This is a genomic window from Bradyrhizobium sp. LB8.2 (assembly GCF_040548035.1).
Taxonomy (GTDB): Bacteria; Pseudomonadota; Alphaproteobacteria; order Rhizobiales; family Xanthobacteraceae; genus Bradyrhizobium.
This window is the reverse complement of sequence record NZ_JBEPQV010000016.1, coordinates 145,001-166,265: the sequence shown is the minus strand read 5'-3', so window position 1 is coordinate 166,265 and position 21,265 is coordinate 145,001. Positions and strand designations below refer to the sequence as shown.

Annotated in this window: 23 protein-coding genes; 14 read left to right on the top strand and 9 right to left on the bottom strand. The window is 61.8% G+C overall.

The window, feature by feature from the left end:
* The first annotated feature begins 132 nt into the window (after positions 1-132).
* The 3 genes from ABIB06_RS20725 to ABIB06_RS20715 all read left to right on the top strand — a co-directional run bounded on the left by ABIB06_RS20725 (position 133) and on the right by ABIB06_RS20715 (position 3,935).
* Positions 133-1,326 carry a M20/M25/M40 family metallo-hydrolase gene (locus ABIB06_RS20725; protein WP_354046090.1) on the top strand — a complete coding sequence of 398 codons (1,194 nt, stop codon included), beginning with the start codon at positions 133-135 and terminating at the stop codon, positions 1,324-1,326.
* Positions 1,327-1,400: 74 nt separating this feature from the next.
* On the top strand, positions 1,401-2,489 hold the full coding sequence (locus ABIB06_RS20720) for a mandelate racemase/muconate lactonizing enzyme family protein (protein ID WP_247448311.1): 1,089 nt from the start codon (positions 1,401-1,403) through the stop codon (positions 2,487-2,489).
* 276 nt (positions 2,490-2,765) lie between these two features.
* Positions 2,766-3,935 carry an amidohydrolase gene (locus tag ABIB06_RS20715; protein ID WP_354046088.1) on the top strand — a complete coding sequence of 390 codons (1,170 nt, stop codon included), beginning with the start codon at positions 2,766-2,768 and terminating at the stop codon, positions 3,933-3,935.
* A gap of 6 nt (positions 3,936-3,941) precedes the next feature.
* Here the strand turns inward: ABIB06_RS20715 and ABIB06_RS20710 are convergent, their stop codons facing one another.
* Positions 3,942-4,157: a hypothetical protein gene (locus ABIB06_RS20710; RefSeq protein WP_354046086.1), complete on the bottom strand. Its 216-nt coding sequence runs from the start codon at positions 4,155-4,157 to the stop codon at positions 3,942-3,944.
* Between the two features lie 128 nt (positions 4,158-4,285).
* Between ABIB06_RS20710 and ABIB06_RS20705 the strand changes: the two genes are divergently transcribed.
* Positions 4,286-5,008, top strand: a complete 723-nt coding sequence (locus ABIB06_RS20705) for a DUF72 domain-containing protein (RefSeq protein ID WP_354046084.1) — start codon at positions 4,286-4,288, stop codon at positions 5,006-5,008.
* Between the two features lie 28 nt (positions 5,009-5,036).
* On the opposite strand, the gene ABIB06_RS20700 is transcribed toward ABIB06_RS20705, so the two are convergent.
* Complete coding sequence (locus ABIB06_RS20700; protein WP_247348152.1) at positions 5,037-5,216, bottom strand: hypothetical protein; 180 nt, start codon at positions 5,214-5,216, stop codon at positions 5,037-5,039.
* Entirely contained in the window at positions 5,213-5,437 is a 225-nt protein-coding gene (locus ABIB06_RS20695; RefSeq protein WP_354046082.1) for a hypothetical protein, read from the bottom strand. The genes ABIB06_RS20700 and ABIB06_RS20695 overlap by 4 nt, the downstream gene beginning before the upstream one ends.
* A 345-nt stretch (positions 5,438-5,782) precedes the next feature.
* On the opposite strand from ABIB06_RS20695, the gene ABIB06_RS20690 reads away from it, so the two are divergent.
* Both ABIB06_RS20690 and ABIB06_RS20685 read left to right on the top strand, forming a co-directional pair.
* A complete protein-coding gene (locus ABIB06_RS20690) occupies positions 5,783-6,238 on the top strand; it encodes an Hsp20 family protein (protein ID WP_247448305.1) in 456 nt (151 codons plus the stop codon).
* A gap of 110 nt (positions 6,239-6,348) precedes the next feature.
* Positions 6,349-6,717: a hypothetical protein gene (locus tag ABIB06_RS20685; protein WP_354046079.1), complete on the top strand. Its 369-nt coding sequence runs from the start codon at positions 6,349-6,351 to the stop codon at positions 6,715-6,717.
* 121 nt (positions 6,718-6,838) lie between these two features.
* Here the strand turns inward: ABIB06_RS20685 and ABIB06_RS20680 are convergent, their stop codons facing one another.
* A complete protein-coding gene (locus ABIB06_RS20680) occupies positions 6,839-8,026 on the bottom strand; it encodes a CaiB/BaiF CoA transferase family protein (protein ID WP_354046077.1) in 1,188 nt (395 codons plus the stop codon).
* 241 nt (positions 8,027-8,267) lie between these two features.
* Here ABIB06_RS20680 and ABIB06_RS20675 point away from each other — a divergent pair, with 241 nt between their 5' ends.
* A complete protein-coding gene (locus ABIB06_RS20675) occupies positions 8,268-9,155 on the top strand; it encodes a VOC family protein (RefSeq protein ID WP_354046075.1) in 888 nt (295 codons plus the stop codon).
* Positions 9,156-9,278: 123 nt separating this feature from the next.
* Here ABIB06_RS20675 and ABIB06_RS20670 read toward each other — a convergent pair whose 3' ends face one another.
* On the bottom strand, positions 9,279-10,253 hold the full coding sequence (locus ABIB06_RS20670) for a helix-turn-helix transcriptional regulator (protein ID WP_354046073.1): 975 nt from the start codon (positions 10,251-10,253) through the stop codon (positions 9,279-9,281).
* A gap of 160 nt (positions 10,254-10,413) precedes the next feature.
* Between ABIB06_RS20670 and ABIB06_RS20665 the strand changes: the two genes are divergently transcribed.
* From ABIB06_RS20665 to ABIB06_RS20635, 7 genes are all read left to right on the top strand, one after another.
* Complete coding sequence (locus ABIB06_RS20665; RefSeq protein ID WP_247448300.1) at positions 10,414-10,599, top strand: hypothetical protein; 186 nt, start codon at positions 10,414-10,416, stop codon at positions 10,597-10,599.
* Between the two features lie 281 nt (positions 10,600-10,880).
* On the top strand, positions 10,881-13,157 hold the full coding sequence (locus tag ABIB06_RS20660; protein WP_354046071.1) for a sensor histidine kinase: 2,277 nt from the start codon (positions 10,881-10,883) through the stop codon (positions 13,155-13,157).
* On the top strand, positions 13,154-13,765 hold the full coding sequence (locus tag ABIB06_RS20655; protein ID WP_354046069.1) for a response regulator transcription factor: 612 nt from the start codon (positions 13,154-13,156) through the stop codon (positions 13,763-13,765). Before ABIB06_RS20660 ends, ABIB06_RS20655 begins: the two co-directional genes overlap by 4 nt.
* 77 nt (positions 13,766-13,842) lie before the next feature.
* Positions 13,843-14,220: a response regulator transcription factor gene (locus tag ABIB06_RS20650; protein ID WP_354046067.1), complete on the top strand. Its 378-nt coding sequence runs from the start codon at positions 13,843-13,845 to the stop codon at positions 14,218-14,220.
* 239 nt (positions 14,221-14,459) lie between these two features.
* Positions 14,460-15,653 carry an FIST signal transduction protein gene (locus tag ABIB06_RS20645; protein WP_354046065.1) on the top strand — a complete coding sequence of 398 codons (1,194 nt, stop codon included), beginning with the start codon at positions 14,460-14,462 and terminating at the stop codon, positions 15,651-15,653.
* Between the two features lie 51 nt (positions 15,654-15,704).
* Positions 15,705-17,249, top strand: coding sequence for a sensor histidine kinase (locus ABIB06_RS38920; RefSeq protein WP_502916515.1), 1,545 nt, complete (start codon positions 15,705-15,707; stop codon positions 17,247-17,249).
* The gene (locus ABIB06_RS20635) at positions 17,246-17,635 is read left to right on the top strand and encodes a response regulator (RefSeq protein ID WP_354046063.1); all 390 of its coding nucleotides are present in this window, start codon (positions 17,246-17,248) and stop codon (positions 17,633-17,635) included. Before ABIB06_RS38920 ends, ABIB06_RS20635 begins: the two co-directional genes overlap by 4 nt.
* Before the next feature lie 180 nt (positions 17,636-17,815).
* Here ABIB06_RS20635 and ABIB06_RS20630 read toward each other — a convergent pair whose 3' ends face one another.
* The 4 genes from ABIB06_RS20630 to ABIB06_RS20615 are packed head-to-tail and all read right to left on the bottom strand — an operon-like array spanning position 17,816 to position 21,257.
* A complete protein-coding gene (locus tag ABIB06_RS20630) occupies positions 17,816-18,859 on the bottom strand; it encodes a 5-methyltetrahydropteroyltriglutamate--homocysteine methyltransferase (protein ID WP_354046061.1) in 1,044 nt (347 codons plus the stop codon).
* A gap of 34 nt (positions 18,860-18,893) precedes the next feature.
* Positions 18,894-19,763, bottom strand: a complete 870-nt coding sequence (locus ABIB06_RS20625) for a fumarylacetoacetate hydrolase family protein (RefSeq protein ID WP_354046059.1) — start codon at positions 19,761-19,763, stop codon at positions 18,894-18,896.
* A 3-nt stretch (positions 19,764-19,766) separates the two neighbouring features.
* Positions 19,767-20,426, bottom strand: coding sequence for a polysaccharide deacetylase family protein (locus ABIB06_RS20620; RefSeq protein ID WP_354046057.1), 660 nt, complete (start codon positions 20,424-20,426; stop codon positions 19,767-19,769).
* 9 nt (positions 20,427-20,435) lie between these two features.
* The gene (locus ABIB06_RS20615; protein WP_354046055.1) at positions 20,436-21,257 is read right to left on the bottom strand and encodes an ABC transporter permease; all 822 of its coding nucleotides are present in this window, start codon (positions 21,255-21,257) and stop codon (positions 20,436-20,438) included.
* Between the last annotated feature and the right edge of the window lie 8 nt (positions 21,258-21,265).

Below are 21,265 nucleotides of genomic sequence, written 5' to 3'. Positions count from 1 at the left end.
CCTGATCACAATTCCCAAGAAAATGTAGTGCCAACTTTTCGGCTAAGGCATTGATTTGCTTATAGCCGGGGGTCGATTCTGCGCAAGTTGGGCTAGCCCCCAGCATCGCTGGCGATGACGTAAGGACATCTCATGCCTGTCGACACCAAAGCCGCTACCGACCGTCTCATGCGCTTCCTCGCCGTCGAGGGCGTCACCGGACAGGAGGCGGCGATCGGGCGTGAGCTCACGGCCGCGCTGAAGGAGAGCGGCGTGCCGGCAAAGGCGATCCGGCTCGACGACGCCAATACGCGCATTCCGGTGCCGACCGAGACCGGCAACCTCATCGTCGACCTGCCCGGCCGGGGCGCGCTGCACAACCAGCCGCGCATCATGTTCATGACCCACATGGACACCGTGCCGCTGTGCGCCGGCGCCAAGCCGAAGCTCGCGAAGCGCAAGATCGTAAATGATGCCAAGACCGCGCTCGGCGGCGACAACCGCTGCGGCTGCGGCGTGCTGGTGACGCTGGCTGCCGAGCTCGAAAAGCAGAATCTCGATCATCCGCCGATCACGCTTCTGTTCTGCGTGCGCGAGGAGAGCGGGCTCTATGGCGCGCGCCACGTCAAGCTCGACGAGCTCGGCTCGCCGGTGATGGCGTTCAACTATGACGGCGGCTCGGCCTCCAACGTCGTCATCGGCGCCGTGGGTGCCGATCGCTGGACCGTGGAGATCTTCGGCCGCGCCTCGCATGCCGGCGTCGCGCCGGAGCGCGGCATCTCCTCGACCATGATCCTCGCGCTTGCGCTGGCTGATGTGAAGGCCGGCGGCTGGTTCGGCAGGGTGGTCAAGCGCAAGCAGCAAGGCACCAGCAATGTCGGCCCCGTCACCGGCGGCGAGGGGCGGCCTGCGGGCGATGCCACCAACGTCGTCACCGACTACGTGCATGTGCGCGGCGAAAGCCGCAGCCATGACGGAAAGTTCTTCAAGGAGATCACCAAGGCCTACAAGGCCGCGTTCGAGAAGGCGGCCAAGCGCGTCACCAACGCGCAAGGAAAAGCCGGCAAGGTCAAGTTCAAGGCCGAAACCGACTATCATCCGTTCCGCATGAAGGAGAACCTGCCGGTGGTGAAACGCGCGATCGAGGCGGTGTCTGCGGTGGGCGGAACTCCGAACGTGCGCGCCGCCAATGGCGGCCTGGACGCCAACTGGATGGTCCGCCACGGCGTTCCGACGGTGACCTTTGGCGCCGGCCAGAACGAGGCGCACACGATCGACGAATGGATCAATCTCGACGAATACGACCGCGCCTGCGCGCTGGCATTGCAGCTCGCGACGATGCGGTGAGCTGCCTTGCACGGCGCGCGCTTGCCGGGCCGTGCATGCCAGCCTAGCCTGCAAAGAAAACGCAGGGACAAATCATGCCGCGCATTTCGACCATCGAGACCGGGTTCTACCGGATCCCCCTCCCCGTCACGCTCTCCGACTCGACCCATGGCGAGATCGCGGCGTTCGAGCTGATCACCTGCCGCATCCGCGATGCCGATGGCGCCGAGGGCGTCGGCTACACCTACACGGTCGGGCGCAATGGCGGCGCGGTCGCCGACATTCTCAAGCGCGAGATCCCGCCGCTCGTCGAGGGGCGCGAGGCCGATGATACCGAAGCGATCTGGCATCAGGTCTGGTGGGGCCTGCATTATGGCGGGCGCGGCGGGCCGGCGGTGCTGGCACTCTCCGCGCTCGACATCGCGCTGTGGGACTTGAAGGCGCGGCGCGCGAAATTGCCGCTGTTCCGCCTGCTCGGCGGTTTTGATGCGCGTGTGCCGTGTTACGCAGGGGGCATCGACCTCGATCTCTCCGTCGAGGCGCTGCTGAAGCAGACCGACGGCAATCTCGCCAAGGGCTTTCGCGCCATCAAGATGAAGGTCGGCCGGCCTGATCTCAAAACCGACGTCGCGAAGGTCTCCGCGATGCGACAGCATCTCGGCGACGGCTTTCCGCTGATGGCGGACGCCAACATGAAATGGACGGTCGAGGAAGCGATCCGCGCCGCCCGTGCGTTTGTTCCCCATGACCTCACCTGGCTCGAGGAGCCGATCATCCCCGACGATGTCGCGGGACATGCGCGGATCATGCAGGCCGGCGGCGTGCCGATCGCGGCCGGCGAGAATTTGCGCTCGCTGTGGGAGTTCAAGAACTACATCGTCGCAGGCGCGGTGTCCTATCCCGAGCCTGACGTCACCAATTGCGGCGGCGTGAGTGCGTTTATGAAGATCGCGCGGCTGGCGGAAGCGTTCAACCTGCCCGTCACCAGCCACGGCGCGCACGACATCACCGTGCACCTGCTCGCGGCCTGCCCGAACCGATCGTATCTGGAGGCGCACGGCTTTGGGCTCGACAAATATATCGAGCATCCGCTGGTGCTTCAGGACGGGTTGGCGCTCGCGCCGGACCGTATGGGCCACGGCATCAGCTTCGACTGGAGCGGGCTGGCGAAGCTGGCGGCGTAGCGCGGATCCGCGGCCGCCGGTGCGCGCCCTCTCCCGCTTGCGGGAGAGGGTTGGGGAGAGGGTGTCTCCGCAGTGAGACCCCCAATGACGATCGAGCCCTCTCCCGGCCTCTCCCGCAAGCGGGAGAGGTGAAGTGGAGCGCGCGGCGCGGTCGCTCTCCCCCCAGCAACTGCCGAACACGTTGCTGCACGCGAGGCATTCGCTGACGCTTGATGCAAGCTGCGGCTATTCGGTTATGCTGCCCGCAGCCGACACACAATCCGAGAGATGCCTGTCTTGACACCCGAACTGCACCAGAAACTGACCGCGTGGCGCCAGCATTTGCATGCGCATCCCGAACTGTCCCTCCAGGAGAAAGCCACCGCCGCCTTTGTGCAGGACAAGCTCACCGAGCTCGGCATTCCCTTCGTGTCAGGCATCGGCGGCCACGGCATCGTCGCGACCTTGACGCGTGGCCACGCGCAGAGCCGCGTCGGCCTGCGCGCCGACATGGATGCGCTGCCGATCACCGAAGACACGGCCCTGCCCTACGCCTCGAAAAATCCCGGCGTGATGCATGCCTGCGGCCATGACGGGCATACCGCTTCGCTGCTCGGTGCCGCCGCGCTGCTCGCCGCCGACACCAGCTGGAGCGGCACCGTCGACTTCATCTTCCAGCCGGCGGAAGAAGATTTTGGCGGCTCGCGCGCGATGGTCGCGGCCGGGCTGTTCGACCGCTTTCCGATGGAACAGGTGTTCGGCTTTCACAACTGGCCGGGCCTTGCCGCCGGCACCATCGCGGTCCATGACGGCGTCGTCATGGCCTCCGGCGGCCGCGTCAGCATCACGATCGACGGCCATGCCGGACATGCCGGCATGCCGCATCTGACGCGCGACCCGGTGATGGCGGCGGGCCATTTGATCGTGGCGCTGCAATCGATCGTATCGCGCAGCGTCGATCCGCTCGACACTGCAGTGCTCTCGCTGTGCACGATCGAAGGCGGCACGGCGCGCAATCAGATTGCCGGGCGCGTCATGATCGGCGGAACGCTGCGCTATCATCGCGACGCGGTGAAAGACACCATCGTGGCGCGAATCGAAGCGATCTGCGCCGGCATCGCGACGAGTTTTGGCGTCAAGGTGACGCCCGAGATCGTCATGGGTGTCGGCGTCGTGATCAACACGCCGACGGAGGCGGGTCTCGCGCGCCTCGCCGTGGACAAGGTGCAGGCCGAGCTGCGGCGCGATCTCGCACCCAGCATGGCCGGCGAGGATTTCGCCTTCTACCTCCAGCATCGGCCCGGCGCCTTCGTCTGGATCGGCAACGGGGTTTTACGCGACGGCGCCGAGCTGCACGGCCCGCGCTATGATTTCAACGACGCGATCCTGCCGGTGGCATCGAGCTGGATGGCGGAAGTCGCCAAGTCGGCGCTGGTCTCGAACAAGTCGGCGCTGGCGTCAAACTAGGCCCGCTCAAGAGATATCGCGCGGCAGCTTCCAGCCCGGCTTCGGCTCGAACGTCTCCTCGATGCGCGCGACGTGATAACCGGCAGGCAGAAGCCTGCCGCCCTCCTCGTCCGCGACGGGAACGTCGGTCACCAGCCCTTCGATCAATGCGGCTTCCCACACCTCCTTCTCGGAGGGGAATGGGTCGCCGATCTGCTTGCTACCTTCGAACAGTGCGTACATCGGTTCCGGTCCTGCGTTGGTCAAGCTCACGAGCAACGTATCGGCCGCACGGGCGTTCCCTTTCGGCCGGCGCGGCTCCGGCCAATCGAGCGTGCCGCGTCCGAGGTTGGCAAACGGATGGCAGGGAAATGGCGCGCGTCCTGATCGGAACTTCCGGCTGGCATTACGCCTCCTGGCGTGGGCCGTTCTTTCCGGAGGGCGTGACGTTGAAGGAGCAGCTACGCTATTACGCCGGACAGTTCGACACCACCGAGCTGAACGGGGTGTTCTACCGCACCCCGACGCCGGAGGCCGTCGAGGCTTGGCGGGCGCAGACCGGGCGCGATTTCGTGTTCGCCTGGAAGGCGTCGAAATTCATCACCCACTGGAAGCGCCTGTCGGGCCGCTCCGTCAACAGCCTCGAGCTGCTGGAGGATCGTATCTCGCGGCTCGGCGGCAAGGCCGGCCCGATCCTGTTCCAGCTCCCGCCGCAATTCGAGGTCGACGCGGACCGCCTCGCCGCCTTCTTCAAGCTGTTGTCAAGGAAGCGACGGTACAGCTTCGAATTCCGTCATCCGAGCTGGTATCAGCCGCGCATTCTCAGGATGCTGGCCGACGAGAACATCTCGCTATGTTTGTCCGACCATCACGACGCGCCGGCACCATGGAAGCGCACGGCGGATTTCGTCTATGTGCGCGGACACGGACCAAGCGGGCGCTATCACGGGCATTATACGAAAACCACGCTGGCGCAATGGGCGCGGCGCATCAAGTCCTGGAAGCGGCAGGGCTGCGACGTCTTTGTCTACTTCGACAACGACCAGAAGAGCGCGGCGCCGGCCGATGCACAGGCATTGAAGCAATTGCTGTAACGCACGGACAAGGCTCGGCGAAGCGCGGTCATGCCGCCGATCGATCCGGCAACCCGCCCTGCAGCTCGTCGAGCAGGCGCTGCTCGCGCTGGATTCTGCTACGGTAGAACTCGCGTTCGCTCTCGGTTCTGGCGCCGGCCAGCAGCAGCCGATAGTGCCGGATCACCTTCTCGCTGCCGCGGATGAGGAGGTCGCGGACGTCGCTCATCGTTCCGCTCCCCGCGCGGCGGAAGCCGGCGGCTGGTTCGGAAGGGTGAATGCAATGGGGAAGACATCGGCGGCAAGGGCCTCGAGCGCGGTCTGCTCCTCGGCGAGGCGTCGTTCGACAAACCGGCGTTCGATGTCCGACAGCTTGGTCTTCAGCAAGCGCCGGTAGCGGGAGAGATTGTTTCGGTGCGCACGGAGGCGGGCCAGATCTTGATCGAGCATCGTCGTCACTCCAGACGGTCTTTCACGGTCCTTATCGATTTAGCGGTGTCGGAAGAGCAATCTTCCTAGCCAAAAAATATTCAGGCTGCTTTCCTTGTCAAGGCGATTCCTCGCCGCTTGCCGGCGCTTTTGGAGGGATCGGCGGCCGCCGGCGATGTGAGCCGAAAAAAAATTTGCGCACCTCTTGCAATGTCCTTGCGCCGCTCTATTTCGTTTTTCGCCGCGAGAGCGGTGTGCCGGATGCCCGATCGGGTCCGGCGCGGGCGCCGGTCGGGGTGTTCGGACCTGGTCCGATTCCCTGTCTTGCGCTCCTTCGTATCCATCTTGCTCTTTGGAGGACTTGGTATGAGGACCACCTTTGACTTCGCGCCCCTGTGGCGCTCCACCATTGGCTTCGACCACCTGGCCGACCTCGTCGACAGCACGCTGCGCCAGGCGAGCGAGGACAACTATCCCCCCTACAATATTGAGCGGTCCGGCGAAGACCACTACCGCATCACGCTGGCGGTGGCGGGCTTCAGCGTCAACGACATCACGGTGACCGCCGAACAGAACGCCCTTACCATCGAGGGCAGGAAGCCCGACAGCGCTGCACGCGAATACCTCTACCAGGGTATCGCGGCACGCCCGTTCCGCCGCGTGTTCAATCTCGCCGACTACGTCCAGGTCAAGCAGGCTGCCTTTGAGGACGGCCTGTTGATCATCGACCTGGTGCGCGAGATTCCGGACGCGATGAAGCCACGCCGGATCCAGATCGCGGGCGCTTCGTCACCGCAGATCGAGCAGAGGAAGGCGGCTTAGCCTCGTCCCGCTCGTTCGGCACTGCCGCAACCAGCATGGCGGATGGCGACCGGGTCGCCGTCCGCCGATCAAGAACCATCCCTTCGGAAGGAGTGTAGAGGGAGACAACCATGACCAATGCCAATGCGACCACCGGCGGTCTCAACCCGCTGTTTCACCCCGCCGCACATTATGCATCTCCGAGCGCCGTCCTCGACGACCGCGGCCTCTCGACCCCGGAGAAGCGGATCATCCTGTCGTCGTGGGCGTCCGACATGTACGCGGTCGAATCCCATCCCGCGTTGCGCGAGATTCCCGGCCTGGACCAGACCATCCGGCTCGCGGACATCCTCGCCGCGCTGCGCAGGCTGGATGACGACGACGACCCGCCGCCCCCCGGCGGCGCCTCGATGCGGCTGCGGCGTCCCGCATTTGATGCGGGAGCCGACGGTGACGGCCGACCACCTGATGGTCGCGCTGCCATCGATCTCTGCGCGTAGCGCCTCCGGCGTCCGCCGACGTTGTCCTCCAAACAACCCCTTGACCACACCGCAGCCAAGCTCCCGGCAAACGCACATGGCCGATGAGAGATTGCCGGATGTGCTCGGCCTGCCTCCCTCACTAGACGATGCCGCCTTGCCGAAGCGCCGCGATCGCGGCCTTGTCGTAGCCGAGCTCGGTCAGGATAAGATCGGTATGCTCGCCGAGCGTCGGAGCGCGCGTCGCGATTTCACCGGGCGTTTCCGACAGGCGGACGGCGGCGCGTGTCACCGGTGCGGGCTTCGGCAGACCGGGATAATCGACGTCCTGCATAAAGCCGGCGGCGCGGATGTGCGGATGATCCAGCGCCTGCTGCGGGCTCAGCACCGGGCCGGTCGGAATCATGGCATTGCCCAGGGTGTCGACGGCCTCCTGCGTGGTGCGCTCGGCGCACCAGCGCGCCATCCGCTCGCTGATGACGGGACCGTTGTTGCCGCGGCTGATGTCGTCGGCAAAGCGCGGATCGTTCAGCCACAACTCCTCCTCGCCCATCAGCCTGGCCCAGCGTTTGAACAGGGGATGCCCCGTGACCTGGCACAACACCCAGCCGTCGCTGGTGCGATAGATGTCGGCTGGCGCTGCGGTCTGGCCGAGATTGCCTGTCGGCACGCGATTGACGTTGATAACGGCCTGCTCGATCAGCGTGGCATTGGTGAAGGACAAAGCGGTTGCAAGCAGCGCGCCCTCGACGATCTGCCCGCGCCCGGATTTGCCGCGCTCGATCAGCGCAGCGAGCGTCCCGAACGCGCAATGCAGCGCCGTTCCGAAATCGACCCAGTTGACCGCGGCCCGGTAAGGCGGATCGCCGGCGCCCGTCATGTACACCGAGCCCGACATGACCTGCCCGACGCCGTCGAAGCCGACGCGGTCGGACCAGGGCCCCGGCCCGCCGAACGCGGTTGCCGTCGTCAGGATGATGTCCGGCTTGATCGCCTTGAGCGAGCCGTAGTCGAGCTTCATCGCGCGCAGGGTCTGCGGCGGCAGATTGGCGACGACCACGTCCGCGGTCGCCACCAGGCGGCGCATCACCTCCTGCCCTTCCGGCTTCATCGGATCGAGCGTGAGGCCCTTCTTGTTGCGATTGACCTGAAGAAACAGCGCGCCTTCGCCACCCTCTCCCACCGGCGCCACGAAGCGATCCTCGCTGCCGTCGCGCTTCTCCACGCGAATGACCTCGGCGCCGAATTCGGCCAGCAAGGTCGCGCAATAAGGCCCTGCGATATAGCGCCCGAAATCGAGAACGCGTACGCCCGCCAAAACTCCCCGCATCCGTTCCTTCCCGGTGTTCTTGCCTCAGGTTTTGGTCAGAGTACAGGGACTGGCCGCCACGGCAAGGTCGGAACGGACGTCATGCCCTGCCCTCAAGATGTCATCGGTTCGCCGTTTCGGCTGGCGGAAATTGTGCGCTTTAGATTCTTATTTTGACGCGTTTTCTTTGCGCGAACCGGTGTCCACTTCGCTTGAAAACGCTTTAGTATGACCCGTCCGTCCCCCAGCGAGAGCCCCATCCATGCCGCAACAATTCGATCGATCCGCAGAAGATCTCGGCAACGCAATCCATCTCGAACACGTCAATATCCAGGTCCCGGATCAGCGGCTCGCCACCCTGTTCTACGTCACGGGCCTCGGGCTCACCCGCGATCCCTACCTGATGGTGTCCGACACCAACATGTGGATCAACGCCGGGCGGAGCCAATTCCACTTGCCGAGCGGGAGGCCGCAGGTGCTGCGCGGTCATGTCGGACTGGTCATCGCGGGCCGCGAAGCGCTGCTGGCGCGATTGGCGTCGGTCGCCAAAAAGCTCGAGGGCACGGCGTTCGCCTTCACCGAGCACAACGACCATGTCGAAGCGATTTGTCCGTGGGGCAACCGCCTGCGCTGTTACGAGCCCGACGCCGCGCGCTTCGGCCGCATCGCGCTCGGCATTCCCTATGTCGAGTTCGACGTGCCGGTGGGTTCAGCAGCGCCTATCTGCGCCTTCTACCCTGAAATCATGGGCATGCCATCCGCCTTGTGGAACGGCGACGGCACGGTCGCCGCCGTGAAGACGGGCCGCGACCAGCATCTGTTGTTCCGCGAGACCGATCGGCCGCAAGGCGACTACGACGGCCACCATGTGCAGATGTACATCACCGACTTCTCCGGCCCTTACCGCAGGCTGTTGGCGCGCAATTTGATCTCGCGCGAGGACAATCAATATCAGTACCGGTTCTGCGACATCGTCGATCTCGACGGCGGCAAGCCCCTGTTCACGGTCGAGCACGAGGTGCGCAGCGCCACCCACCCGATGTTCATGCGGCCGATGGTCAATCGCAATCCGGCGCTGAACAATCGCAATTACGCATCCGGTCACGATCAATCGCTCTGGGCGATGGGGCCGGACCAATACGAGGGATAGGCGGGCGCTGGTTGGGTTGGAAGCGGCTGAAGGGTCCGTTCAGGGCCAGACCGGAAGCGGACCGACGGCGTAGCTAGAGCGCTAAGTCTGGTGGATTTGGCCGGCTTCAACCCGGCGCTCGCGCTACATCAGGCCATCCGCAGGTCGGTCGTGCGGCGGTCGGAACAATGTAGCCGAAGGCGTTTCCCCAAACATCGCGCGGTAACTCCCTGAGAAGCGCCCCAGCTCCCAGAATCCGTGCTCCATGGCAATTCTCGTCACGGTTGTGGTGGAAGAATCGGCTTGCGAGAGCGCCCGGCGAACAAGGTGCATTCTCCTCAGCGCAAGATAGCGGATAGGACCCATGCCGAGATGTGTTTCGCAGGCGGCGCGAAGGCTGCGTTCCGCCGCTCCGATCGCTCCGCATATGTCTTCCAAATAAAGCGGCACGTTCGGGTTAGCTTCAAGATATTCATGGAATTTTGCGATTATCCGAGCCTGCCGCAGGCCGCAGTTAATGGATCGACTAGATGCGCTCTCCGTCAGACACCTGACCAGTAGATGGATGAACTGGTTCTCCAAGGAGCGCGCTGCCTCGTTCACGACAAGAATCTCAGGCGCGTTTGCTGCGATTTGGCCCACTATCTCATGCAGGTTCAACAGCCGCGACATCATAGCAGCATCCGGCCGAATAAGTTGCTTCTGCGCTGAGTTCGAAAAAAACTCGCAACCGGCTATGGCTTGGCAAGCGGCATCGAGTTGGGCGATCGCGAGAGATATCGATCCCAGACGAAACTCGGCCTCGGTCTGCTGGTGTATCTCGTCGCCGTCATTGGCGATGATGTCTCCAGACAAAACGTCCATTCCGCAGTGCCGCATACTAGCTGGCGACGATGACGTCAGGAACGTAAATACGCTGCGTCCGGGCTTGATAACGCCGGTGTTGAGCGTGGGTAGATTATGGAAGAAGCGTTGCAGCAATAGCTCACCCAAGCGGACCTTGGTCAATTCCGCCTTGAACGAACAGCCTGACGTCGGTAGCACCTCAAGATCCGCAGTGGTGATCGCCGCCTGGTAGCAAAGTGGGTCTTCAAAGCTGAGCGTCGCACTCCGATCCATCTTCTCCTCCGCAGTTTTCGGCACACGTGTTGTGTGTTTCCATCGGACGGTTGGCGGTTGGGGCTCGGCGGCGGGCTCCGAATTAAGTGAATCCGGCCGGGGGCGACGAATAGATTTGCCAGCCCCTGTCGCTTAAGGTCCGAAAGTTCGAGGATGATCGATGGGCACCGAGCCAGAGCAGCCGATCAACATGACAGCGGACGAGTGCGACGAACTCGCCGACGCACTGACCGAAGCGGCTGTCGCTCTGCCGGCCGGACAAAAACGACTTGAGATAACACACTTGGCGCATTGCTATCGCAGGCTCGCAAGGATGAAGCGTTTGGTCGCGCGGAACGTGAATTGATGGGGCTGAGAGTGGGGTTCTGATCTTCGCCCCCGCTCCAGAACGGCTCTGCAGCCGCGCCGCAGCGAAGGTATCCAGCTGAGGAAGGTATTCGGCGAAACCGCCCCGCTAAATTGGACCAAGGTCCCACGTGGCCGTGCGGCGGAGGACGTGGGCGCGCATGAAAACCGATCTGTGGTCCGATGCGGCTTAGTCCCACCACCGCCCAAAGCCGAGTTCACCACTCGACAGCTCCCGAATGAATGCTCTATTCTCGTCCGGGTTTCGAATGGACGAGCTTCGTGAAAGCCTGCGATCGTGTTGGTTGGCCGGCTGCTAGGTACGCGCGTCTTTTGCGTGGTGCATTTCTGCTGATTCTTTTCACGCCTTGGGTTTTCATCGCCCAATCTCACGCTGAAGATGCGTCGCGACGGGTTTTAGTTCTCCACGCATACAATTATACGTTCCCGGCTACCGCCCTGGTTTCGGATGCGGTTCGAAAGCGCTGGCTGGAGCGATCTCCCGAGGGGCTTGAAATCGACGCCGAATATCTGGATCTGGCCCGACGTCCGGATGAGGCGCACGCCTCACGAATGGCCAATTTCCTTCGCGAGAAATACGCCGGCGTCCATTTCGACCTTCTGTTCGTAATCGGCGTCTCGGCGATACCTTTTATCCTCAAGTATCGTGACGTAATCGGCCCGGGTGTTCCCGTCGTATTTTCCGATGTCACCCGGTCGACCTACGAAGCGCTGCAGTTGCCGCCGGACATCACCGGCGTGATCAATAACTCCTACCCTGAAAAGACACTCGAGCTTGCAGAACGGCTTCAGCCCAACGCACGCCGCTTGGTTGTGATTAGCGGGACCGATGTCGTCGATCTCCGCTGGCGTGAAATCGCACGCACTGCGATTGAAAGGCAGAATGCCGGGCTTGAGGTGGTCTACTGGTCTAACCTCACTCATGCGGAATTGCTGCGCGACGTTTCACGGCTGCCAAGTGACAGCATTGTCATGATGCTTACCTTTTTTGCAGATCGCGAAGGCAAACGCTTCATCCCAAGAGACGTGGCTGCGGCGGTGGCGAAAGCTTCCGCCGCCCCAGTCTACGGGATCTTCGATACCTATATCGGCGCCGGCATCGTTGGAGGATACACAGACACATTTGAGTCTCTGGGCATAACTGCCGCTGACATGGCCCTTGAGATACTTTCAGGTACCGAGGTCACGAAGGTTCCTCCCAAATCCAATCCGAAGCCCGCATTCCGGACTGATGCGCGGGCTATGACGCAGTGGGGCCTCAAAGAAAGTGACCTTCCGCTTGGCAGCGTTGTACTCTTCAAGCAGCCGACGCTCTGGAGTGAGCATCGCTACCTCGTACTGAGCACGATCTTGATTGTCGGACTGCAGGCATCCTTCGTCACCGCATTGCTGTTCCAGCGACGCCGGCGCTATCAAGCGGAGATATCGCTCAAGGAAAGCGAGGAGCGAATGAGCTTCACCGCGGCTTCGGTAAATGTCGGTCTATGGCAGTTTGACCGAACAACGAACGGAATGTGGGCCACTGAGCATTGCCGAGCAATGTTCGGGCTCGCGGGTGACCGGCCGCTTACCCGCGATACGTTTTTGGAAATCATACACCCTGACGACCGCGATGTCGCACTCGCCGCGATCCGGCAAATCAGGAATGCCGGCGAACCTGCCGTAACGCAAGTTCGGATACTAATGGAAGGTCAGGTGCGCTGGATCAGCATCCGGACGCGTGTGCGCCCCGACGATCACGGAGCTCCGAACCGATTTAGCGGAATCTTCGTTGATGTCACCGAACAGAAGGCCGTCGAGTCCGAAGCGGAGTTGCAGCGACAGGAAGTTACGCATTTGATGAGGGTTTCCGTTCTGGGTGAGCTCTCCGGTGCGATAGCCCACGAGGTCAACCAGCCACTCACTGCGATCTTGTCGAACGCGCAGGCTGCGCTCTATCTGCTGGCTGACGATCCCCCCAACATCGCGGAGGTTCGAGACGCGCTGCAGGATATTGTGCAAGATGTTAACCGGGCTGGCGAAGTCATTCATCGCCTGCGCAGTCTGCTGAAAAAAGGCGAGACGGTGCTGGAGTCGGTCAGTATGAACGCACTGATCGATCAGACGGTCGCGTTGCTTCGGAGCGAAATGATCGACCGCCGCATTATGGTCAACATGGATCTTGCGGCAGCTTTGCCGCAGCTCTTCGGCGATGCCGTCCAATTGCAACAGGTTCTGCTAAACCTCCTCGTGAACGCGATGGACGCGATGGCTTCGACCGCGGGGACGCGGATGATCACGATCTCCAGCCGAGCAACGCAGGGATGCATTGAGGTTTTTGTCAGAGATCGAGGACCAGGGATCGAGGTTGCCCAGGCAGACCGATTGTTCGAACCGTTCTTCACGACAAAGACCCATGGCCTTGGACTTGGACTGACGATCTGCTCCACCATCATTGAAGCGCATGGAGGCAAGATTGCCGTGGCCAACGACCGTACTGGTGGCGTCGTCGCGACCATATTGTTGCCAACGCAAGAAGTCCTTGCGGAGGCCCAATGAAAGATCCGACGTTCACAATTTTCGTTGTTGATGATGACACGAGGGTGCTGAATGCGTTGTCGCGGCTGTTACGGGCGCGAAACTTCGACGTCAAGGCATTCACGTCTGCGCCGATGTTTCTAGCCGAACACGATGGATCGGTGCCTGGTTGTGCCATACTCGATGTGTCGATGCCGGGGTTGAATGGGCTAGAGTTGCAGCAGACCTTGACTGCTGCAGGTTCGCAAAGGCCAATCATCTTCCTGACTGGAAAGGGTGACATCCCGACCAGCGTCCGCGCCATGCGTGCCGGTGCGATCGACTTCCTGACCAAGCCTGTCAAGGAAACAGAACTGTTGGCTGCGATTGCACGAGCTGAGAAAGAGGATGCGGCGACCCGCGTCGCTATTGCTGAGATCGGCGAGATCAAGGTACGGCTCGCGATGCTGACACCACGGGAGCGCGAAGTTCTGACCCAGGTGGTCGCCGGCCGCCTCAACAAGCAGATCGCGGGGAACCTGGGTACTGCGGAGAAGACGATCAAGGTGCACCGCGGGCGGGTGATGATGAAACTCGGGGTGCGCTCGGTGGCGGACCTCGTAAGGTTGGCGGAAAAAGCGCGGATCTAGTGCCGAGTGGAATTCCAGGCAATGTTGGTCCAAGGGCCAACTCGACAGGCCACAACCCTGACGCCGATAGTGCCACCATGGGAGACAACTCGGGCTGCATCGCGATTGTGGATGACGACCCCTTCGTTCTGAGGGCTCTCGAGCGCTTGTTGAGGGCACGCGCGCTCGAGGTCAGGACATACACCTCGGCCCGGGGCTTTCTGGCCGGGCTGCCGCTCGGACTGCCAGTGTGCCTGATCGTCGACCTGCAGATGCCCGAAATGAGCGGCCTCGAGCTTCAGCACCAACTCACTCGCTCAGGGATCCGGATTCCCACCATCGTCATCACGGCTCACAACGAGACCAGTGCTCGTGAACGCTGCGAAGCGGCCGGCTGCGCGGCCTTCCTTACCAAGCCGCTGCAACCTGCATCGCTGCTGGACGCCATCGAAACTGCGACGAACACCAAGAGGTAAGCTTCTGTCCGGAGCCGGTCGGCGACCATGGCAACAAAAGGTGTACGGTGCTACGTTCTCAAATAAGGCAAGGCGTGCGTTTTGCCGGATTAGCATAGGCAGCCGTTGGTTCCCCGACTAGCCTGAGGGTGCCGTGCTCATCGTTCTTTGCCGCTGTTGTCGTCGCCCTATCGGCAATCTCTCATAGAGCTAAGCAAATCTGCTGGGACAGGCGTCCGGTTCGCTCGCGATGAAAGGTCATGCCGATGGGTACGAATGCCGGTGTTGGGATGAGTCATCATCGAAATCCGAAGGTGGCCGGGCGCGAGGCCGCCGAGAGAGCATTGACGGCGGCCGGGATCGACCGGCCCGACTTCGTCTTTATGTTTGCTTCCGTCGGATATGAACAGCGCGCACTCCTGGACGCCGTTCGCGTGGCCACCGGCGGTGCTCCGCTCGCCGGCGGGTCTGGCGGGGGAGTCATCGCAGGTGTCGAAGCCGACGAGTCGAACTTCTCGGTGGCCGTGATGACCATCAGCTCCGATGAATTGAAATTCAAGAACGCAATCGCCTCCGGCCTCAAGGCGGATTCGGAAGCCGCGGGAAGGACCATCGCTCAGAGCCTGGCTTGCGAGATGCAGCCTGACACGCTTGGGTTGATCATGCTTGGCGACGGGCTGACCCTGAATTTTGACCGATTCGCCGCAGGCCTCAAGAGTGAATTGCAGCTTGATCGTCACCTGCCCCTGTTTGGGGGTACGTCGGCCGACAACATGGAATTCAAACAAACCTATCAATATTGCGACGATCAAATCACATCCGATGGCATCGCCTGCATTCTGCTGTCCGGATCAGCTCGGCTTGCCTGGGCGGTTAACCACGGCTGCCTTCCGATCGGCGGCGAACGCAAGGTGACCCGCTGCTCCGGCAACGTCATTTACGAGATCGACGGCATGCCAGTCCTCGATGTGCTCAAGGAATATCTGGTCGGTGACGAAATCGACAATTGGAGCAAGGCGGTCCTCAGTCTCTGCATGGCATTCAAGGCGCCCGAACAGATCAAGGGTTACGACGACTATTTGATCCGCTTCATGCCGACAAAAGATGACAAGGCGGGGTCAATCACAATTCCGACCGAGGTCGAAGAAGGTACGAGCATCTGGATGAGCCGGCGCGACCACGAGAAGATATCGGCCGGCGTCGACCGCATTGGCGAAGAAATCAAGTCAACATTAGGCAATAACGCACCGAAGATGGTGTTTCAGTTCGACTGCATAGGCCGCGGCAAAGCCGTTTTCCGCGACCAGCAAAAAGGCCAAATACTGGAAAAGCTTCAGCAAAAAATTGGGCCCACGGTGCCATGGATAGGCCTCTACACCTATGGAGAAATTGGGCCGATAGGAGGGCGCGACTATTTCCACAACTACACCGCCGTAGTATTAGCAGTTTACTGAGTTAGCCAATGTCAGCACCGCTACTCCGCGTCCTGTGGAAAGATCGGTAGCATGAGCGAGATCGACCGCCTTCGCGTTGAAAACCAGCGCCTCTCGGATGAGGTCAAGCGCCTGGTGACGACTGAGAGTCAGCTCTACGAAGTCCAAGAGCATCTCGACGGCCGGATGAGCGCGTATCGTCAGCTCTACGAACTTGGTAAGAAATTCAATACAACCGTCGACCTCGCCACGATCCTGCAGCTTGCCTCAGAATTCGCTTTATACGAACTCAACTTCGAGCGCTGCCTCATTCTTTTTAAGCAGCCCGGGGCGAACGTGTTCTCCGTCGAGACGATGGATGGATACTATGACGATGCCGAGAGCCCCAGCATTGCCAGGCTGGCTCTCCCCGCCGCCTCGCTGGCGCTCGCGCCACTTTATGACGGTGTGGAGCGGGTACTGTGTTTGCCCGATTGCCGCCGCAGCGAGCTGACTTCGCTGCGGCGTCTCTTCGGTATGGACGAGTACATCGTCTCGCCTTTGGGCGGGGAACCGAACAACCCCATCCGCCTGCTGGTCGCGGGAAATACAGCGGCGCAGGCGCATTACCAGCGCCGGGTTGTCCAAGACGGCGAGGTCCTGCTCGAGCTGGCCAACTTAGTTAGCCAGACTTCTACCGCGATCAACAACGCGAGCTTCTACCAGGCGCTTGATCAGGAGCGGCAGTCTCTCGAAGAAAAAGTCCGTGAACGAACGCGGGAGCTGTCGCACTCGCTAGACGAACTGCGCGCCGCGCAGGATCGGCTAATCCAAACCGAAAAGCTCGCTTCGCTAGGCCAACTCACCGCCGGCATCGCCCACGAAATCAAGAACCCGCTCAATTTTATCAATAATTTTTCCGCACTCTCGCAGGGGTTGGTCGACGAGCTAGGCGAGGTCCTTAAACCAGCGTCATTGAACGATAGCATGCGCCAGGAAACGGATGAAATCGCAAGGCTTCTTAAAAGTAACCTCGAAAAGGTGGTGCGGCACGGCAAGCGCGCAGACTCGATCGTCAAGAATATGCTGATGCACTCGCGCGATGATTCAGGTGAGCGGCGCGCGGTTGATATCAATACCCTGGTTGAGGAGAGTCTCAACCTTGCCTATCACGGTGCCCGGGCCGAGGAGCAGGGGTTTTATATCAGGCTCGACCAGAAATTCGATCCCGGCGCAGGAGAGGCCGAGCTGGTACCCCAGGAGATCACCCGCGTGCTACTGAACCTGATCAACAACGGATTTTATGCTGCGAGGAAACGTAAGGCAGACGATGGCCGCGATGATTACGAGCCTCAGCTTACTGCAGCAACCAGAAATCTGGGGAACCGCGTCGAAATTCGAATTCGCGACAATGGCTCGGGAATTCCGTCCGAAGTGATGGAGAAAATGTTCAACCCATTCTTCACGACCAAGCCGCCCGGAGAAGGCACCGGTCTCGGGCTTTCGCTAAGCTACGATATCGTTGTCAAGCAACACGCCGGCTCGATTGAGGTCGACACTCAAGCCGGCCAGTTCACTGAATTTCGAGTGGTCCTTCCACGCTCCGCCCATGCCAGCAACGCTGAGACTCATTCGTGACTTGTCTTATACTCGTGGTCGATGATGAACCCGACGTCGAAGACCTGTTTCGCCAGCAATTCAGGCGCGACATCCGTTCCGGCCGCTTTACAATGGAATTCGCTACTTCGGGAGATAGCGCGCTTCAGAAAATCAGTGATGCCAATACCGTGCCTTTGATCCTGATTTTGTCGGACGTCAATATGCCCGGAATGAGCGGCCTTGAACTTCTACCCAAAGCGAAAGCGTCAAGGCCGGATGTCCCGGTGATCATGATCACTGCCTACGGTGATGGCGACACCCGACGAAGAGCCATGGCAGCGGGTGCAGAGGCCTTGTTGACGAAACCAATTGATTTTTCTGCGCTCCGCAGCGAAATAGATTGTCGTTTGACCTCTGGGCGGTAGTTTGATTTCGCTCGGTCGCACTTGCTCCGCCAGTTGGTGGATCAATTGAGTCCGCCCCTCGGCTCGAAAGAGGCGCGAACTGAAGTGTCCCTGACGACGCATTCCAACATTCACATCGTTCTGCCGATTTTTCAAAGTCGCTGCGGTTTGGCGCATTAACTAACTCTGACGCGCGCCCTTTCAGCCTAGCTCTCGCCTGACCATCGCTGCTGCATCGCACATGGCCTTGAGCTTCCCGAACGCAGTTGCGCGCGGCATGTATTTCATGCCGCAATCGGGCGCAGGAACCAGGCGATCCGGCGATACGTATTTCAGGCCGTTGCGAATGCGATCGGCCACGGTATCGACGCTCTCGATCGCGGGATCGGCGAGGTCGAGCACGCCGAGCATGATCTTCTTCGACGAGAGGTCCTTGAGCACACCGAGGTCGAGCTTCGGCTGCGCGGCTTCGATCGAGATCTGGTCGGCGATCGTGTCGTCAAGCTCGGCGAGGAAGGAATAGCCGGCCGGCTTGTTCGAGCCGGGCACGACCGCGGCATAGCCGAAGCAGAGATGCACGACGGTCGGCACCGTGATGCCCTTCAGCGCCCGGTTGATCGCCTTGACCGCGTAGCGTTTGGCGAGATCCGGATTGTTGCGCACCCAGGGCTCGTCGAGCTGGATCACGTCAGCGCCTGCTCTTTGCAGATCCAGCGCCTCGGCATTGACGGCCTCGGCCAAGGCCATCGCGAGCTCTTCCTCGTCCTTGTAAAACTCGTTCCTGGCCTGCTGGCTCATGGTGAACGGACCCGGCAGGGTGATCTTCGCTGCACGATCAGTATTCCTGCGCAGGAACTGCATGTCGTGCAGCTCAACCGGTCCCTTGCGTTTCACCGGCCCGACGACGCGCGGCACCGGGGTCTGAGTGTTGCCAGTGCGTGCCGTGATCATCGCGGGATTATCCCCGTCGATACCGTCGAGCGCCGTGGCGAAGCGGTTGGAGTAGCTCTCGCGGCGGATTTCGCCATCGGTCACGATGTCGATGCCGGCGCGCTCCATGTCGCGGATCGCGACGATGGTCGCATCGTCCTGCGCCTCCTCAAGATGTTCCGCCGGTAGCCGCCACATGTCGTGCAGGCGAGTGCGCGGCACCACCTTCGACAGCATGGCGCGGTTCACCAGCCATTCCGGCTGCGGATAGCTGCCGACCACAGTGGTCGGCAAGATGTGCGTTGGCAAGGGCATGGGGTTCTCCTTCTTATGTTGTCGAGCGCGGCTGTCAGGCCGCGCGCGTCGCCGTGGCCGGCACCTCGTCCTTGACGGGATTGCGCAAGATGCCGATGCCAGAAATCTCGATCTCCACGACGTCGCCGCCCTTCATCCACAGCGGCGGGGTGCGATAGGCGCCGACGCCGCCGGTCGTGCCGGTGACAATGACATCGCCCGGCGCGAGTTCGGTGAAGGTCGAGCAGTAGGCGATCAGGGCGGGAACGTCGAAGACGAGATCGGAGATCGGGGCCTTCTGCACCTCGACACCGTTCAGCCGCGTGATCAGTGTCTGCTTGGTGACATCGGCCAATTCGTCGGTTGTGACCATCCAGGGCCCGAAGCCGCCGGTGCCGGCAAAGTTCTTGCCGGGTGCGAATTGAGAGGTGTGGCGCTGCCAGTCGCGGATGCTGCCGTCATTGTAGCAGGCATAGCCGGCGACATGGCCAAGCGCGGCTTCGCGCGAGATGCGGCGACCGGCCTTGCCGATGACGACCGCCATCTCGCCTTCATAATCAAAACGCTCGGATTCCAGCGGCCGGATCATCGGCTGGCCATGCCCGACCTGGCTGTTGGCGAAGCGGGTGAAGATCATCGGGTGTGGCGGGGTAGGATGGCCGCTCTCGGCCAGATGGGTGGCATAGTTGACGCCGATGCAGAAGATCTTGTCGGGATCGGGAATGGTCGGCAGCAGCGCGACATCCTGCAGCGCGTAGTCGGGCGTCTCGCCGGCAAGCTTTTTCAGTTCGCCGAGCGAGCCCTTCGCAAGCAGCGTCTTCAGCGTCGCAAATGCCGTCAGCCGCCTGCCGGCATCGATGACGCCCTTGTCGGTGACAATGCCGTAGCTGGCGGCGCCGGCGATCGTGAAACTTGCGACTTTCATGGGTCAAACACTCTCTTCGATGGAGGAAACATAATCGTTGATCGGAAGTGCAATCTCGCCGCTGCGGATCGGAACGCATTGCGGCGGGAAATCCTGGCGGAAGCGACCGCCGGCCGCTTCGGCGCGGTCAAGAAAGCGCTCGAGATGGTCCATCGCGCCGGTCGGCAGATCGTGCAGCACCATTAGCGTCCACGGCTGCCGGTTGCATTGGTCAAGTGCGCGCTCGGTCCAACGGTCGGGATCGTCCCAGTCGCGCGGGATCGCATTCCACAGCACGCAGCTGTGCTTGTTGCGGGTGAGATAATCGACGACGGACGGCTTCAAAAGCCGCGTGTCCAGATTGCCGCCGCCACCGAAAGGCCGGAACCAGCGCTGCGGATGCGCGAGATCGCCGATCGCTCCTTGCGTGCGGCCGATTTCGTTCTCCCCAGTGTCCCGGTCCGGCTGCTCACCGAGCGGAATGGTGTGCGTAAACGTGTGATTGCCGATCCAGTGCCCCTCCCCGTGTGCTCGCACCGCAAGGCCGTGCCGCGCGGGGTCGGCGAGTTTCTCACCGATGACGAAGAAGGTGGTCTTGATCCCGCGCTCGCCGAGAATGTCGAGCACGCGCGGCGTCACGTCGGGATCGGGGCCGTTGTCGAATGTCAGGGTCAGATCGTACACGCTAAAACCTCAGGTCGCCGGCTGCATCGCGCCCGACGCGATCTCGTCATTGGCCTGACCTGCGCGCGTGCCGGTCTGCCAGATCGCCGCCTTGCGCTCGATCCACCGGATCGCGGCGTTGAAGGCGATCGCCATGAACAGCACGAGCAGCACACCCGCGAACACGTGCGGACTGTCGAGGATCGTGCGGTAGCGCGAGATCAGATAGCCGATGCCGGCCGAGGAGATCAGCATCTCCGAGACCACGACGCCGACGATCACAAGCGCACCGCCGACGCGCAAGCCCGACAGCACGGTCGGGATTGCCGCAGGGATGATGACGCGAACCAGCCGCTGTGTCAGCGTCGCGCCCATGCTGCGCGCCGCGAGCAGGAGCTGCGGATCGATGGTCTGGATGCCGGCCGCGGTCGCGAGCATCGTCGGCAGGAAACCGTAGATCGAGGCGAACGCGATCTTTGACTCCGAGCCGATGCCGAGCCACACGGTGAAGACGGGATAGAGGATCACGAGCGGCACCGCGTAGAGGCTCGATACCATCGGCATGATCAGGACGCGCGGGCGCGGCAGGCTGCCGACGACGGCGCCGAGCAGGATGCCGCCGCCACAGGCGAACGCCATGGAGACCACGACTTCGTAGAGCGTCACCGCCAGCGCATGACCGTATTCGGCAGCGTCGCTCCATCCAGCGACCAGCGTTGACGACAGGGACGGCAGGAACAGCTCGGGAATAAGACCGGTGCGCGGCAGCAGCTCCCAAAGTGCAATCAGGCCGATCACGATCAGATATCGCAGCGTCTTCGCGCTGATCTTCGCGGTCATCTTGGCGCTCATCTCCCGCC

What these genes read in the sequence shown, in the direction of transcription:
- ABIB06_RS20725 (WP_354046090.1), top strand. Translation starts at nt 133, where the DNA reads ATGCCTGTCGACACCAAAGCCGCTACCGACCGTCTCATGCGCTTCCTC.
- ABIB06_RS20720 (WP_247448311.1), top strand. Translation starts at nt 1,401, where the DNA reads ATGCCGCGCATTTCGACCATCGAGACCGGGTTCTACCGGATCCCCCTC.
- ABIB06_RS20710 (WP_354046086.1), bottom strand. Translation starts at nt 4,157, where the DNA reads ATGTACGCACTGTTCGAAGGTAGCAAGCAGATCGGCGACCCATTCCCC.
- ABIB06_RS20705 (WP_354046084.1), top strand. Translation starts at nt 4,286, where the DNA reads ATGGCGCGCGTCCTGATCGGAACTTCCGGCTGGCATTACGCCTCCTGG.
- ABIB06_RS20700 (WP_247348152.1), bottom strand. Translation starts at nt 5,216, where the DNA reads ATGAGCGACGTCCGCGACCTCCTCATCCGCGGCAGCGAGAAGGTGATC.
- ABIB06_RS20695 (WP_354046082.1), bottom strand. Translation starts at nt 5,437, where the DNA reads ATGCTCGATCAAGATCTGGCCCGCCTCCGTGCGCACCGAAACAATCTC.
- ABIB06_RS20690 (WP_247448305.1), top strand. Translation starts at nt 5,783, where the DNA reads ATGAGGACCACCTTTGACTTCGCGCCCCTGTGGCGCTCCACCATTGGC.
- ABIB06_RS20685 (WP_354046079.1), top strand. Translation starts at nt 6,349, where the DNA reads ATGACCAATGCCAATGCGACCACCGGCGGTCTCAACCCGCTGTTTCAC.
- ABIB06_RS20680 (WP_354046077.1), bottom strand. Translation starts at nt 8,026, where the DNA reads ATGCGGGGAGTTTTGGCGGGCGTACGCGTTCTCGATTTCGGGCGCTAT.
- ABIB06_RS20675 (WP_354046075.1), top strand. Translation starts at nt 8,268, where the DNA reads ATGCCGCAACAATTCGATCGATCCGCAGAAGATCTCGGCAACGCAATC.
- ABIB06_RS20670 (WP_354046073.1), bottom strand. Translation starts at nt 10,253, where the DNA reads ATGGATCGGAGTGCGACGCTCAGCTTTGAAGACCCACTTTGCTACCAG.
- ABIB06_RS20665 (WP_247448300.1), top strand. Translation starts at nt 10,414, where the DNA reads ATGGGCACCGAGCCAGAGCAGCCGATCAACATGACAGCGGACGAGTGC.
- ABIB06_RS20655 (WP_354046069.1), top strand. Translation starts at nt 13,154, where the DNA reads ATGAAAGATCCGACGTTCACAATTTTCGTTGTTGATGATGACACGAGG.
- ABIB06_RS20650 (WP_354046067.1), top strand. Translation starts at nt 13,843, where the DNA reads ATGGGAGACAACTCGGGCTGCATCGCGATTGTGGATGACGACCCCTTC.
- ABIB06_RS20645 (WP_354046065.1), top strand. Translation starts at nt 14,460, where the DNA reads ATGCCGATGGGTACGAATGCCGGTGTTGGGATGAGTCATCATCGAAAT.
- ABIB06_RS38920 (WP_502916515.1), top strand. Translation starts at nt 15,705, where the DNA reads ATGAGCGAGATCGACCGCCTTCGCGTTGAAAACCAGCGCCTCTCGGAT.
- ABIB06_RS20630 (WP_354046061.1), bottom strand. Translation starts at nt 18,859, where the DNA reads ATGCCCTTGCCAACGCACATCTTGCCGACCACTGTGGTCGGCAGCTAT.
- ABIB06_RS20625 (WP_354046059.1), bottom strand. Translation starts at nt 19,763, where the DNA reads ATGAAAGTCGCAAGTTTCACGATCGCCGGCGCCGCCAGCTACGGCATT.
- ABIB06_RS20615 (WP_354046055.1), bottom strand. Translation starts at nt 21,257, where the DNA reads ATGAGCGCCAAGATGACCGCGAAGATCAGCGCGAAGACGCTGCGATAT.